Source organism: Listeria tempestatis, assembly GCF_963575625.1.
GTDB classification, from domain to species: Bacteria; Bacillota; Bacilli; order Lactobacillales; family Listeriaceae; genus Listeria; species Listeria tempestatis.
Genome location: NZ_CAUYTK010000001.1, coordinates 493150 through 507815 on the forward strand (window position 1 = coordinate 493150; position 14666 = coordinate 507815).

10 protein-coding genes are annotated in these 14666 nt (G+C 41.0%); 1 reads left to right on the forward strand and 9 read right to left on the reverse strand.

Annotated features, from left to right (window positions below):
• Positions 1 to 6 precede the first annotated feature (6 nt).
• From polX to zapA, 3 genes are all read right to left on the reverse strand, one after another.
• On the reverse strand, positions 7 to 1716 hold the full coding sequence (gene polX, locus R8923_RS02560; protein ID WP_485871181.1) for a DNA polymerase/3'-5' exonuclease PolX: 1710 nt from the start codon (positions 1714 to 1716) through the stop codon (positions 7 to 9).
• Between the two features lie 62 nt (positions 1717 to 1778).
• Positions 1779 to 2321, reverse strand: a complete 543-nt coding sequence (locus R8923_RS02565; protein ID WP_485871182.1) for a CvpA family protein — start codon at positions 2319 to 2321, stop codon at positions 1779 to 1781.
• Positions 2318 to 2632, reverse strand: coding sequence for a cell division protein ZapA (gene zapA / locus R8923_RS02570; RefSeq protein WP_485871218.1), 315 nt, complete (start codon positions 2630 to 2632; stop codon positions 2318 to 2320). The genes R8923_RS02565 and zapA overlap by 4 nt, the downstream gene beginning before the upstream one ends.
• Positions 2633 to 2771: 139 nt before the next feature.
• On the opposite strand from zapA, the gene rnhC reads away from it, so the two are divergent.
• A complete protein-coding gene (gene rnhC, locus R8923_RS02575; protein ID WP_485871219.1) occupies positions 2772 to 3689 on the forward strand; it encodes a ribonuclease HIII in 918 nt (305 codons plus the stop codon).
• A 16-nt stretch (positions 3690 to 3705) separates the two neighbouring features.
• Here the strand turns inward: rnhC and R8923_RS02580 are convergent, their stop codons facing one another.
• The 6 genes from R8923_RS02580 to pheT form a co-directional block, all read right to left on the reverse strand.
• Positions 3706 to 4380: a uracil-DNA glycosylase gene (locus R8923_RS02580; protein WP_485871183.1), complete on the reverse strand. Its 675-nt coding sequence runs from the start codon at positions 4378 to 4380 to the stop codon at positions 3706 to 3708.
• A 133-nt stretch (positions 4381 to 4513) separates the two neighbouring features.
• A complete protein-coding gene (locus tag R8923_RS02585; protein ID WP_485871220.1) occupies positions 4514 to 7702 on the reverse strand; it encodes an MMPL/RND family transporter in 3189 nt (1062 codons plus the stop codon).
• Positions 7702 to 8169: a MarR family winged helix-turn-helix transcriptional regulator gene (locus R8923_RS02590; RefSeq protein ID WP_485871184.1), complete on the reverse strand. Its 468-nt coding sequence runs from the start codon at positions 8167 to 8169 to the stop codon at positions 7702 to 7704. The genes R8923_RS02585 and R8923_RS02590 overlap by 1 nt, the downstream gene beginning before the upstream one ends.
• A 96-nt stretch (positions 8170 to 8265) precedes the next feature.
• Positions 8266 to 11439, reverse strand: a complete 3174-nt coding sequence (locus R8923_RS02595) for an ABC transporter permease (protein ID WP_485871185.1) — start codon at positions 11437 to 11439, stop codon at positions 8266 to 8268.
• A gap of 11 nt (positions 11440 to 11450) precedes the next feature.
• Positions 11451 to 12152, reverse strand: coding sequence for an ABC transporter ATP-binding protein (locus tag R8923_RS02600; protein ID WP_485871186.1), 702 nt, complete (start codon positions 12150 to 12152; stop codon positions 11451 to 11453).
• 103 nt (positions 12153 to 12255) lie between these two features.
• Positions 12256 to 14664 carry a phenylalanine--tRNA ligase subunit beta gene (pheT, locus tag R8923_RS02605; RefSeq protein ID WP_485871187.1) on the reverse strand — a complete coding sequence of 803 codons (2409 nt, stop codon included), beginning with the start codon at positions 14662 to 14664 and terminating at the stop codon, positions 12256 to 12258.
• Between the last annotated feature and the right edge of the window lie 2 nt (positions 14665 to 14666).

Consider the following 14666-nt stretch of genomic DNA (forward strand, 5'->3'; position numbering starts at 1 on the left):
ATTCCTTTATTTCTTATGCAAAAATTGCTTAAAGGCTTCTTTTGTCATTGTATTGATAACATCCTCTTTTGCAAGCCAACCTTTTGTAGCTGCACGTACGCCAAGTTCCATAAAATCTAAATGGCGTATATCGTGCGCATCTGTATTAATGGCAATTTTCACATGATTTTCTTTTGCAAGTTGTAAATGTTCTGCGTTTAAATCAAGACGCTCTGGATTCGCGTTTAATTCAAGTGCAGTACCAGTTCCTTGCGCCAATTTAACGAGTTCTTCCATATTGACTAAATACGGGTTGCGCCTGCCAATTACGCGTCCAGTTGGGTGCGCGATTAAGCGAACATACGGATTTTCTACGGCTACCGTAAGACGCTTCATAATCTCTTTTTCCGACCCTGAAAATCCCGAATGAATCGATGCAATCACAAAATCGAGCTCGCTTAAGGTTTCATCTGAAAAATCAAGCGTGGCATCAGTTAAAATATCCATTTCTACACCATGATAAATATCAATTTCAGGATATTTCACTGCAATTTTTCGAATTTCCTCCGTTTGTTTTTTGAGTCGCTCTTCATTTAAGCCATTAGCAACACGTAAAAATTTACCGTGGTCTGTTATCACCATATATTCATACCCTTTTTGAATACATGCTTCTATCATTTCCGAAATGGAATGAGCGCCGTCTGACCAAGTTGAGTGCATATGCAAATCACCACGAATATCTGCTAACTGCACGAAAGAATGTTCCTTTACAATTCGTCCCACTTCTGTACCATCACGTCTCACCTCAGGTGGAATAAAAGGTAAACCAAAATGCTTAAAAAAAGCCGCCTCAGATTCAAAAACAAGATTTTCATCTGATTTCATCACACCATATTCGCTAATTTTTTCAGATTTTTCCTTCGCAATTTGACGCATTTTAATATTATGTTCTTTTGAGCCTGTGAAATGGTGAAGTGTCGTCGCGAAAAACTTTGGCTCCACTAAACGAAAATCAATCGAGATTTTAATTCCCGCATCTAGCTCTGCCGAAACTTTCGTATCTCCTGCACCGATTACTTCGTCAATTAATTCGAAAGAAAGCAATTTTTCGCGTACTTTTTCGATTTCCTTTGTCGCAATCACAAAATCCAAATCCTTAATTGTTTCCCGTAAGCGTCGTAAACTTCCAGCTTCCTGATACGTTTCAATTTCAGTTATGCCTTTTAGAAACTCTGCCACTTGCTTTGCGACAGGGAGCACTTCTTTAATGGGATAGCGCTCAGGGCGATCGCCTAAAGCCTTGACCCCTTCTACCATTTTATCGACCGATTTTTGTCCAAAACCAGAAAGTGCAGCAATCTGCCCTTTTTCAGCCGCTTCTAAAAGCGAAACTTTATCCGTAACACCTAGTTCATGATATAGACGCGCTATTTTTTTGCCTCCAAGTCCTTGCACATCTAAAAGCGGGACAAGACCAGCTGGCACCTCTTTTTTTAGTGCTTCTAGTTCAGGCGATTCTCCAGTCGCTAGAAAATGCGTGATAATACTTCCTGTTGTTTTTCCAATTCCAGAAAGCTTCGTAATATCATCTATTTCATTCAAACTCCGATCATCAAGTTCAATGCTTTGGGCCGCTTTTCTAAATGCCGAAGTTTTAAAGGCATTTTCCCCTTTTAATTCCATATAAAGCGCTATTTCCTCAAGCAAACGAATAACATCTTTTTTACTTTTTGTCACAATCATCACCTCTTATGTGGCTTTTCTTAAAAAGACCAGCTTTTTCAGCTGGTCAATTTAGGTTATTCAGGTAAGACGCCTGTCATCCAGTCATAAAAGCGTTCAGAAAGGATAGGCGTATTTTCAAGTATCCATTCTGAAATACTTGAGCTATGAATTAAGTTTTCTGCCCATTCGGCTGGGAAAATAGCCGTTAAATATAGGACAACAAAGATAAATAAATAGATGGCTATAACACCTAGAACCCCTCCGATTAAACCATTTACTTGGCTAATGACAGGGATTTTTGTACGATTTCCGATCAGTGAACTTATCATATGAACAATAATAATCGCCGCTAAAAATATAATAATAAAGGCAATTGCATTATAGTAAGCTTCTTCTGTATGCAAGACTTCAAGCAACTTATAAACAGAATCTGTTGCATCCGTTCCTGGATATGGTATAAAACTTAAATGCGGCGCTAGGTCTGAGAAATAATGATAGGCCACAAAGAAAGATAAAAAATAACCTAATGTGACAACGAGTTGCCTAATAAATCCATTTCGGTAACCGGTGAAAAAACCACCTATAAGTAAAATAATAATGATAATATTTACAATCATACATCTCTTCCTTTAAATCTCGCTAATTCATTTTTTAGCGCATTGTATTTTTCTTCTAACAACACATAATCATGAGTAGCATTAATAGCCGTCAAGACAGCTAATCGCCCACTATCTAACGCACGATTTTGAGCATTAATCTCATGCATTTTCGCATCCACTAAATGCGCAACGTGTTGTAAATGCTCGGTCGGTTCAGAGCCTATAATCGTATAATCACGTCCGTAAATGGATGTTGTAATTCTATTTTTTTCATTTTCTGCCACTCTGTTCCTCTCCTTACCTCGCATTTTTAAACCGCTCTCGTAAATTCATATTATCATGAAAAGCGTTCCATGAAAAGGCATTGCTTCTAATTTCTAAATAATCAGCCTCTAGTCTTAAAACTGTTTTGGTGTCCTTCAAATTATGTTACAATACGATTGACCAAATGTGAGAGGAAGAAGACTTATCGCAAATACAGTAATTCAAGTAGCAACCAATCAATTAGCGGAGATGAAACGGGTATACGCTACACATCTTAACGCAAAACTCCCTCCTGGCGCAGTTTTTTCTGCAAAAAAAGGAAGTGTTTCAATAACTGCCTATAAATCGGGAAAAGTCATGTTTCAAGGAGCAGGCGGTGAAAATGAAGCGGCAAAATGGGGGCAGACGCTTTCAAAACAAGCGCCTAAAGTAGCGACCAATCCGTTACCTTCTGGCTTTGCACAAAAAAATGTTTTAGGCTCTGATGAAGTCGGCACGGGAGATTTTTTCGGCCCGATTACCGTTTGTGCGGCTTATGTGAAGAAAGAACAAATGCCACTACTCACATCGCTTGGTGTTAAAGACTCAAAAGCAATGAAAGATCCTGAAATTTGCCGTATTGCCGAAAAAATCATGCCTATTATCTCGCATAGTGTCCTGCTTTGTCCAAACACAAAGTATAATGAACTCATCGATGCGGGAATGAATCAAGGGCAGATGAAAGCCATGCTACATAACCGAGCGCTTGGGAATGTCTTGCGTCGCATGTGGCCAGAACAGCCAGAAGCCATTTTAATCGATCAATTTGCCGAAAAAAACACCTACTATCGCTACTTAGCGAAAGAACAAGATGTCGTTCGTGAAAATGTTTATTTCGCCACCAAAGCAGAAGGCCTTCATCTATCGGTCGCTGCCGCATCGATTATCGCGCGCTATAAGTTTGTCGAAGCATTTAAAGAAATGGAGCAGGAACTCCACACACCTCTTACAAAAGGCGCTGGCGCAAAAGTTGACCAAGTTGCTGCTCAAATTATTAAAACATACGGAGAAGCTACTTTGGAAAAATATACGAAAAAACATTTTGCCAACACAGAAAAAGCAAAGCGACTCGCTAAGTTATGAAGAAATCAGGCAAAATTTATAGGTTTGGAATCTGCCAGTTTATTGGCGTTACGCCGTGTTGGGTGAGGTATTGATTCGTCTTGGAAAACGGTTTAGACCCGAAAAAGCCATAGTTCGCTGAGTACGGGCTTGGATGCGAACTTGTGAGTATGAGGTGATTCGGATTTGTGAGCACGGCTTGTTTTTGTTTTGCATTTTTTCCCCAAAGTATAAAAACGACGGGGTCTTCTTTTTTATTTAAAAGTTCAATGATTTTGTCTGTTAGCACTTCCCATCCGCGATTATGATGCGAATTTGCTCGCCCTGCCTGAACAGTCAAAACAGTGTTTAACAAAAGTACGCCTTGATCTGTCCACGGTTTTAAATAGCCATTATTTGGAATCAAACAACCTAAATCCTGCTCGAGCTCTAGATAAATATTTTGTAGTGACGGCGGAGTAGGAATTCCTTTTTGTACGGAAAAAGAAAGCCCATGCGCCTGATTCGCGCCGTGGTACGGGTCTTGACCTAAAATGACAACTTTCGTATCAGCATAAGACGTATATTTGAGCGCATTAAAAATTGAATACATATCTGGATAGATTTGCCGCGAACCATATTCATATTTTAAAAAGTCGCGGAGTCTTAAGTAATACTCTTTTTGAAACTCGCTGTCTAAAAGTTCATCCCAATCATTTCCCAGTTGAATCATATTTTATGCCTCCATCTATCTGTTTTATTCTTTTTATTATAGCTAAAATAGATACATGTTGCCAAATTAAAAAGCAAAAATCAAGCTGAAGCCATTCTAAAAATGACCTCTCAGCTTGATTTTTGCTTTTGTTTTAACGTTCTTCGTGTCGTTCACCTTTTGTCGGTATGAACGGCCACCAGTTGCTACGACCAAATAGTTTGACCATGACCGGAACAAATAGTGGTAAGACGACAAAGGCGTATAGGATAAGCCCAATTAAGACGACTGTCGCAATTTCAAGAAGCGAAAGCACACCAGCGGGCATCATCGCAGCAAAAGTTCCGCCTAGAATGAGGACCGCAGAGAAAATAACACCGCCCATATTTTTCATCGTCAAAATCATACGATCTTTAATAGGCATACCTGCATATTCGTTGAAACGACTCATAAGGAAGATGGAATAATCAATCCCAAGTGCAACGAGCACGACAAAGCCAAAGAATGGCGTCGCCCATGTTAGGCCGTTGTAATCAAAAATTCTTGTGAAAATAATTTCCGTAAAGCCAAGCGCTGCGTAATACGTTAGCACGATAGAGCCGACAAGATAAAGTGGCATCACAAGCGAACGGAGTAAAATGACTAGGGTCACAAAAACACTGACGAGAACTAAAATAACTACTAGATGATAATCAGCTGTTGACATATCACGCGTATCATAGTTTGTACTTGTCATGCCTCCAATACCAATATTCGCATTTTCTAATTTTGTGCCTTTTAAACTTGCATCTAGTTGTGCATTAATATCATCAATGGAATCCATCGCCGCATTGGAATATGGGTTTTTCGTTAATACGACATTAATTGTCGCAAGTTTCCCGTCACTAGAAATATATTGGCTTAGCGCTCTTTCATACGTTTCATCCTGAAGAAGCGCATCAGGGACAAATACACCTGACTCCGAGTACGGTGCCTCAGCCCATTCACCAACAAGCCCGCTTGCACTTGTAAGCCCGTTTTGCACTTCGTTAAGTCCGTTAACACTCGCTTCTAATCCAGTCGAAAGTTGACCAATTTGTCCACTCATTTTTGAAAAGCCGTCTTTCAAACTTCCTTGCCCCTGTTCAATTTGAGTGAGCGCTGATTCAATTTGCGGCATCTGACTGACAACTTGTTCCTGCCCCGCTGCCGCTTGATTTAGGCCTGATTCGAGGCTAGAGAGACCCGTTTCAATTGCCGCCAAACCACTATTAAACTGGCTAAGTCCGTTTGAAATCTGTTCAGACTGCGCGTTCAGTTGTTGCATCGCATCTGAAAGCGCGGCAATGCCTGCATTCAATTGTTCCATTTGCGTTTTAATTTGTGCCATCTGCTGCCCGATTTCCGATTTAAACTGAGTTCCAGCCGTTTCTAGTCCCTGTACATCTTGAACCAGTTGATTAAATTCCGGATTTTGAGCCGCTTGTGGGTGTGCCGCTGCAAATGCTTGAAGTGAGTCACCAATTTTTTTAATTTGATTTGTAAGCATAGAGGTATCAATCGCTGAACCGTCTGTGTTTTGCATACTGGAAAGTTGATCCGAGATTTTCTGCAAATTCGCCTGAACTTCCTTGTAACCAGCTAAAAGTTGCGTTTGCCCATTTTGAAGTTTCGTAAGCTCTGAACGCGCCGTTTTAACACCAGCTTCGAGTTCACCTGCTCCGCTTGCGCCGCTCTCAATTCCGGATTGGATTTGCACTAAAGCACTTTCAAGTTTAGATACGCCCGCTTTTGTTTCGCTTGTTCCTGATTGAAGTGCATCGACACCTGAAATGGCGGAATTTAACGCCGGCCCCGATTTACTCATCTCGGAGCTCGCCTCATCAAGCCCATTTTTGATTTCACCAATGCCGTCGTTTGCTTTTCCGACACCTTGATTTAGTGCGTCAGCCTGATTTTTTACATATAAATCATCAAGCCGTTTTCCAGCCGGCCGTGAGGCGCTCATCACCATGTCGACTCCTTTTAAATTAGCGAGGTCTGCCGAGATGTTTTCTATTAACGCGATATATTCGCTCGTTTTCATGTTATCGTCATTTTCTAGATAAATTTGTGTTGGAGCTACTTGACCTGCGCCAAAGCTATCTGATACAATCTCAAAGCCTTTTTTGGATGGATATTTATCGCTAATTTCATCAAGGGAGTTAAAGCTCTCTTCGCCCGTATGCATAATGATTGGTGGGATTGTAATAAGCCCAACGATAAGTAATGCAACAAATGGTCGTAGAAATGCTAAAGTCCCAGCAGCGCCCCATAGTTTATTTTCTTTATGCTCAATATTTTTATTAAGCGGCCAGAAAAGGTGCCGCCCAAGTGTCGCCATGAAAAATGGTACGAGCGTATATATTGCTAGCATAAGTACAATGATACCAACACCAACAGCAACCGCTGAGCGATATAAGTCAAATTGTACAAAGTATAGGGAAAGAAAGGCGACAAGAACAGCAATGGCACTATAAATCACCGTTCGCCCAGCTGTACGGTAAGTTTCGATTACGGCTTCGCGAACAGAAAGTCCACTACCAACCTCTTCTTTAAACCGACTCATCAAGAGAATACAATAATCGGTTCCAATCCCGAACATAATACAAACCATGAAGATTTGTGTATATGTAGAAACCGGGAAATTTAAGTATTGCACGAGAAAAGCAACTACACTTTGCGCCGCTAAATAACTAATTCCAACGGTTACAAGTGGAATGAACGGAGCGATAACTGAACGGAACACGAGAAACAGCACGACGAGGATAAAGATTACGGTTATACCTTCTGTTTTATGTAAACCATCCTCTGAACCTTGCACAACGTCCTCTTGAATGAGCGCATTACCCGTTAAATACGTGTCAACACCTTTTACACTCATTTTTTTGTCTAAATCAGCACGAATTTCTTTTACCGGTGTGTCGCCTGCGTCGACCGTCAAAGTTGCGACAAGCGTCTTGCCATCTTTCGATAAAAATTGATCCTTTAATTCTGGCGTATCAAAACTGTCAAGAACTTCGGTGACGTGTAACTGTTCTTTATCCGCTTTGATTGAGTCCAGTGATTTTTCAATATTATCAAAGTCTTTGTTTGTAAGTTTTGTTTCTGATGTATAAACGGCGATGTAAGCTTCCCCTTTACGATCTGGATTATGCTTTTTCTGAAGCTCTGTTGCCATGGTCGACGGGTAGCCGTCTGGCAGTTTTAATTCCCCTTTTTCACGAACAAGATCTGGCATACTTGGTGCAACTAGTATCAAGATAGCTGCTGCAGCAATCCAAGCGACCAAGATGCCCCATCTTAATTTCATGACCCAATTCATCATACTTTTTCCCTCCTTACCTGCGTCATAACAACTGAATCAATCACTTTATCATATAAGTTCATAAACAATTCCGCGTCCTCATCACCAAGTTGTTGCAACCACTTATAAACAAGGCTCTTCAATTCCATTTCGCACAGTTTAAAAATAGTATTCCCACTTTCTGAAATATGAAGCATTATCGCACGTCGATCGGTAGGATTTTCAGTGCGCACGAGGAAACCTTTTTCCTCTAAATTATGAATTTTAGCAGAAATCGCACTTTTATTTACGTTCAATGAATTTGAAAGTTCGGTTGCGCTTGTATTCCCGTTTTGCGCGAGCTCTCGCAAAACGAAAAACTGCTCAACAGAAATCGTTTTCTGTTCAAAATGAACATTTTCAATCGCTTGATTTACTTTTTTAAAAGCAAAAATATATGTACGCATGTAACTATTTACAAAACGATTAATTTGCTTCTCATCCATAATGATTCACCCCCTGAACTAAATTTAATATACGCTACTTCTTTTAAAAAGTAAAATAAAAAGAATGAGCTAGCGCAAAATGGGCCAGCTCATTCTTTATTCTACTGATTTCAATGCTTCAATCATGTCAATACGTTTGAGTTTCATATGCATGACAAGCATAACAATTGTGGAAAAAACAAGGGTCAAGATGGCAGAATACAAATAACTTGGCCATCTAATTGTCGGACTAAACATCATATTATCGATTTCTGCAGTTGTAATCACATATTGGTGTAAGAAAAAGCCTAATACAAAGCCGCCTAAAATCCCCATCATGCTTAAAATGATATTCTCACGGTAGACGTACATGGTCACTTCTTTTGGATAGAAGCCTAGTACTTTAATGGTTGATAGTTCACGTATTCGTTCAGAAACATTAATATTTGTCAGATTGTACAGCACAATGAAGGCTAAAATTGCTGCTGAAACAATTAATACGACCATTACAACATTTAAGCTGTTTAATGTATCTGTTAGTAGCGAACTAATCGTGTTTGAATAGGTGACTTGAAGTGCAGCACCATCATCAATGAGTTTTTCTGCAAAAAGATTCTCGGTTTTTTGTGACGTATCTTTTAGGTTTAGTAGGTCGGTGTTGTATTTTGGCTCCTCATGAAAGATTTTCGTGTAGTAGGATTTTGTCATATACGCATAGTGTCCGGCATAATTTTCGGTAATTCCGCTTACTTTCATTCGATGTTCGTCATTATTTGCATCTCGAACGACTAGCGTATCCCCAGCTTGTAAATCAAATAAATCCGCAAGCTTTTCCGTGATTACGACACCATTATTTGAAAGTGGCAAAGAAGCGTGTGTTTTCCGGTCGCGTAAAACAATGAAATCAGCTAGATCAGTTGTCGACTCAAATGCGGTTACGTTAACGCTTTGATTTCTCCCCTTTTGAATCGCATCCATGGCATGAAGGGCAGCTTTTTTCCGTTCAGCAATATTTGTGTTTTCCATTAGTTTCTCATATTCTGTATTTTGCGTTTTCGTTGCCGTAGTATCTCGCGAAACAAGTGCATCGTATTTCATAATGTTGCCGTATTGAAGCGTTGCAATATCACTAATCGAGTCGCGCAAACCAAAACCAGTCAAAATAAGTGCCGTACAACCCGCAACCCCGATAACTGTCATCAGCATACGCTGCTTATAACGGAAAATGTTGCGTGCAGTTACTTTGTCAGAAAAACGCATTCGCTTCCATATTGGCGTGACTCGCTCAAGTAAAATGCGCTTTCCTTTTTTAGGTGACTTCGGACGCATTAGTGTGGCTGCACTTGCTTTTAGTTCCGCATAGCAAGCAACAAAGGCCGTTACAGTTGTACAAACAAGTGCAACAATTAGTGCAATGAGACTATAGCTTGGATAAAAGGTAATTTCAATAGGAGGCATTTCATACATCGTCCCGTAAGCATTAAAAATAACATTTGGGAATAATTGAAAGCCAATGAGAAGCCCCATAATCGTGCCCACCAAACTAGCGAGCGAACCATAAACAAGAAACTTCTTCATAATATCCATATTATTGTATCCGAGCGCTTTGTAAGTCCCAATAAACGTTCGCTGCTCCTCAACCATGCGCGTCATTGTTGTCAAACAAACGAGCGCAGCAATTAGGAAGAAGAAAGCAGGAAAAGCTGTGGAAAGTGACGTCAAGCGTTCTGTGTTTTCGTAATATTCGTTGTAACCCGGATAACTAGAACGGTCAAGTACATAATATTTCGGTTTTGCTATATCCGCCAGATTTTCCTTCGCAATTTGCAAATTCTGTTCAGCATCTGCCATTTCAGATTCCGCTTTTTTCTTTTCCGTATTAAACTTCGCCAAATTCGCTTCATATTCGATCTGACCAGCATTTAATTTCGCAAGAGTAGCATTTAATTCGCGCTCACCCGCTTCACGCCCAGCACGAAGTTTTTCGTCGCCAGAATTTAATTCCGCAACACCTGCCGCATATTCCTTCTCAAAAGCTGCAAGTTTCACTTTTGCCTCACTTAATTCACCTTGCTTCGTCGCTAGCTTTTTTTCTGCTGCATCTAATTTTGTCCGCTCTGTCGTCAACTTTTGATTTGCCGCAATAAATTCCTGCCCATAGAGCATACTAAGCGACTTACGTTTTTCACCGAGTTCGACTTGCGAAGCGTCTAGTTGGGACTTTGTGGCCGTAAGTTTTGCCCGCGCTTGTTCGCTTTCCAGTTCACCCGTTGAGATTTTCGCCTTGGCATCTTTTATATTTTGCTGTACAATGCGCAATTTTTCGCGCCCTGCCGCAAGTTCACTCGTACTCGCAACCATTTGCGCATCAAATTTTGCCTTCGAAGCTTCATACGTAGAAAAACCACTGTCTATCTCCTGCTTTGCCTCATTTAGTTTTGCTTGGTTTTCTGCTAGCTCAGCACGTCCATCACGCAACTTTTGTTCGCCCAGAGCTATTTTAGTTTCTGCTTCCTTTTGGACTTTAGCAAAACGTTTATCTATTTGGTCATCTAAGACCTTTTCAATTTGTTTTTTATTCGTATCTGCTGCATCATTATATGCATCTGAAAAAGCCTTTTCAAAAGACGTATTCGTAAATGTCAAATTGGCCTGTGTATAAACTGGCATATTGAAATCTTGCTTTGGCACAACGGCAATGGCATCCGTCTTCCCTTTTCCAATTGAACTTGTTCCACGCCCGCTCGTTTCAATAAACATGGGCGTGTTCACAAAACCGACCACCTTGTATGTGTTACGCTTTAGCGTATCGTTTGGCTTGGCGCCATTATTTTTAACAAAAGTAATCTCGTCTCCGATTTTAAAGTCTTTTTTCATCGCCTTTGTCGCATCAAGTGCAACTTCACCCGACTTTTTAGGGAGGCGACCAGCTTCTACTTGATATTGGTTAATCTTTTGCGCTTCGGTATATGAATAAAGGCGCATCACCGCTTTATTTTGCTTCAAAAGTAAATCTGCAGTGTATTGCATTTCAACTCGCCTAACGCCTGGTACCTCTTTTAGCGCTGCCTCATCCGTTTCATCCAAACCATAAGTGGATTGAACGATGTCATCTGTCAGGTTGTAGTCCGTATAATACTGATCTGCTGTTAATAGCATATTTGGCCCAGTCGCTTTTAAACCAGCAAAAAATGCAACCCCTAGCATGATTAAAGCTAAGATTGAGAAGAAACGACTTTTTGTTTTCCATACTTCGCGCCAAATATCTTTCCATAAAGCTTTTTTATTCACAAAAATCCTCCTTACCACTCGATGCTATCAATCGATACTGGATTTTTGTTTTCTCGAATGTCTCGCACCTTTGCATTGTTGATTTCAATAACACGGTCGGCAATCGGTGTAATCGCAGAATTATGCGTAATAACTATGACCGTTGTTTTTGTTTCACGACACGTATCTTGCAATAGTTTTAATACCGATTTCCCCGTTTCATAATCAAGTGCGCCAGTCGGCTCATCACATAAAAGTAATTTTGGCGCCTTCGCAAGTGCTCGTGCAATCGCAACACGCTGCTGCTCACCACCTGAAAGTTGCGCTGGAAAATTGTCCAAACGATGCGCCAAACCAACATCCATTAAAACCTTTTCTGCGTCTAAAGCACCGGGTACAATTTGCGCTGCAAGCTCCACATTTTCCTTTGCCGTTAAATTAGGCACCAAATTGTAAAACTGAAAAACAAAACCAACGTCCGTTCTTCGGTAACCCGTCAATTTCTTCGCCGAATAAGTGCCAATGTCCACCCCGTCCACAATGATAGCACCCTCATCCGCCGAATCCATACCACCAAGTATATTTAAAACCGTTGATTTCCCAGCGCCAGAAGGTCCAACAATAATGACAAATTCACCTTTTTGAATTTGGAAATTAATACCATCGTTTGCAACAACCGTCGTTTCGCCCATTTCGTAACGTTTGTACACATCTTTTAGTTCCACAAATGCCATTCTTCATCCTCATTTCTATTGAAATTCCTTAATCCATTATAGCTGAACATTGTGAAATTGCATACAAAAAAGTTGCAGAAATATTTCCTGCAACTTTTTATAACTAACGAATCACTGCGCCTAGTTTTTCGGTCAAAGCCGCCATCACTTTTTGATTTGCCGCCGTAACTTCTTCTTCGATAAGCGTTCGCTCTGGATCCAAATAAGTGAGTGTATAGGCCATTGATTTTTTATCTTTCCCAATATTTTCCCCTTCGAAAATATCAAATAATTCCACAGCACGGAGCAATTTGCCACCATTTTCTAAAATAACATCTAAAATAGCACTTTGCGCTGTTTCTTTTGACACAAGTAGCGCTATATCGCGTGTCATTTCAGGATAGCGCGGAATCGTCTCATACATCACTTTCTTTTTATCCGCTTTAATAACAGCTTCTAAGTTTAGCTCAAATACGTACGTTTCTTTTAAATCATATTCTTTTTGAAGCGCTGGATGAATTTGACCAATGAAACCGATGGACACATCGCCTAAAAACACTTGCGCTGTGCGCCCAGGATGCATTTCTTCTTTGACCATTTTCTCAAAACGAAATGGCTCTTTTAACCCTAAACGCTCGTGCGCTATTTCCAGTATGCCTTTTAATACAAAGAAATCCACAGGTTTTGTCTCTTTTTGCCAGTCAGGTTGCACACGGTTGCCCGTTATAAGGCCTGCAAGATGCTCCTCTTCGGTAGGTAATGCATCGCCTTCTGTGCCGTAAAATACGTTTCCAACTTCGTACAGTGCGACGTCTGTATTTTTACGCGCCACATTATAACTTGCCGCATGCAAAAGCCCAGGAATAATGCTCGTTCTAAGTTTACTACGTTCCTCACTCATCGGCATTGCAAGACTTACAACACGCTCTTTTGATAAAGCGAGCCGAGTTGCTTCTTTTTCTGAAGTTAATGAATAGGTGAGCGCTTGATTTAAGCCGGCCCCTTGCAAGACATCATGCAGTTCACGCTTAAGCGTTTGAGCGGGCGTCAGACTACCTGCAGTCGCCGTTTCTGGTAGCGTCACCGGAATTTTATCGTAACCATAAATTCGTGCAATTTCTTCCAGTACATCCGCCTCAATCGTAATATCCCAGCGTCGTGATGGTACGCTAACTTCAATTTGGTCACCTGAAATGGTTGCCAGAAATCCAAGACGCTCAAAAATAACTTGCACTTCCTCGTTTGAAATAGCCGTACCTAACAAGCGATTCACTCGCGTTAACGTGGTTGTCACAACATTTTTATACGCATCGCGGTTATCTTCTTCAACAGAACCAGAAAGCATCTTCCCTCCGCTAAGAAGCGCAATTAAAGCAGCTCCGTGTGCAAGCGCCTGCTCCACCTTGAATGCGTCACTTCCCTTATCATACCGAATGCTCGCCTCCGTACGAATACCCAGTTCACGGGACGCTTGGCCGATATACTCACTTGCAAAAATTGCACCTTCAAGTAAAACGGTTTTTGTCGTATTTGATACTTCTGAACTCGCGCCACCCATGACGCCGGCAATGGCAATAGGTTCTTTTCCATTCGTTATAACCGTATGCCCCGCATTTAACGTTCTTTTTTGCCCGTCAAGCGTCGTGATTTCTTCACTAGGAGTCGCTAGACGCACAACGATTTCTTCACTTCCGATTTTCTCATAATCAAAAGCATGTAACGGTTGGCCGTAAAGCAAATTGATGTAGTTTGTTACATCAACAACATTACTATGTGGGCGAATTCCTGCTTTCATGAGCATCACTTGAAGCCAAAGTGGCGAATCCTTAATTTCAATATCTTCCACCATTCGCACTGCATAATAAGGCGTCGTTTCCGCATCTTTAATCTCAACAGAAATGCGGCCTTCAATCGAACCCACTTCTGACACATCAGGCTGTTCAGGAAGCGCCGGTTTCGCGTGCACAATCGCTCCAACTTCGTGCGCCACCCCCGTCATGCTTAAAGCGTCGGCCCGGTTTGGTGTAATCGCCATATCAAGAATCGCGTCATTTAGACCGAGTAGTTCCACCGCACTCGCCCCTACAACCACATCATCTGGTAAAACAAAAATACCGTCTTGATATGCTTTAGGTACAACACTATTATCAAAACCAAGCTCTTGCAAGGAACAAATCATACCCTCTGAAACTTCACCACGAAGCTTCGCGCGTTTAATTTTCAAGCCGCCTGGTAAGCGCGCCCCAACACGTGCCACAATGACTTTTTGTCCAGCCGCTACATTCGGTGCCCCGCAAATGATTTGCACAATTTCATCGTCGCCAACTAAAACCGTTGTCTTATTCAGCTTATCCGCACTCGGATGCTTTTCACACGTCTTAACTTCCCCGACAACAATATTTTTTAACTCGGCATCTAAATAATCAACGCCCTCAATTTCAATACCGGTGCGTGTAATTGCCTCCGCTAATTCGTCCGCATTTAAAGATAAATTTGGGAAAAATTCCTTTACCCAATTATAAGAAACTAGCATTT

What these genes read in the sequence shown, in the direction of transcription:
- R8923_RS02590 (WP_485871184.1), bottom strand. Translation starts at nt 8,169, where the DNA reads ATGGATGAGAAGCAAATTAATCGTTTTGTAAATAGTTACATGCGTACA.
- pheT (WP_485871187.1), bottom strand. Translation starts at nt 14,664, where the DNA reads ATGCTAGTTTCTTATAATTGGGTAAAGGAATTTTTCCCAAATTTATCT.
- R8923_RS02565 (WP_485871182.1), bottom strand. Translation starts at nt 2,321, where the DNA reads ATGATTGTAAATATTATCATTATTATTTTACTTATAGGTGGTTTTTTC.
- R8923_RS02580 (WP_485871183.1), bottom strand. Translation starts at nt 4,380, where the DNA reads ATGATTCAACTGGGAAATGATTGGGATGAACTTTTAGACAGCGAGTTT.
- R8923_RS02600 (WP_485871186.1), bottom strand. Translation starts at nt 12,152, where the DNA reads ATGGCATTTGTGGAACTAAAAGATGTGTACAAACGTTACGAAATGGGC.
- R8923_RS02585 (WP_485871220.1), bottom strand. Translation starts at nt 7,702, where the DNA reads ATGAATTGGGTCATGAAATTAAGATGGGGCATCTTGGTCGCTTGGATT.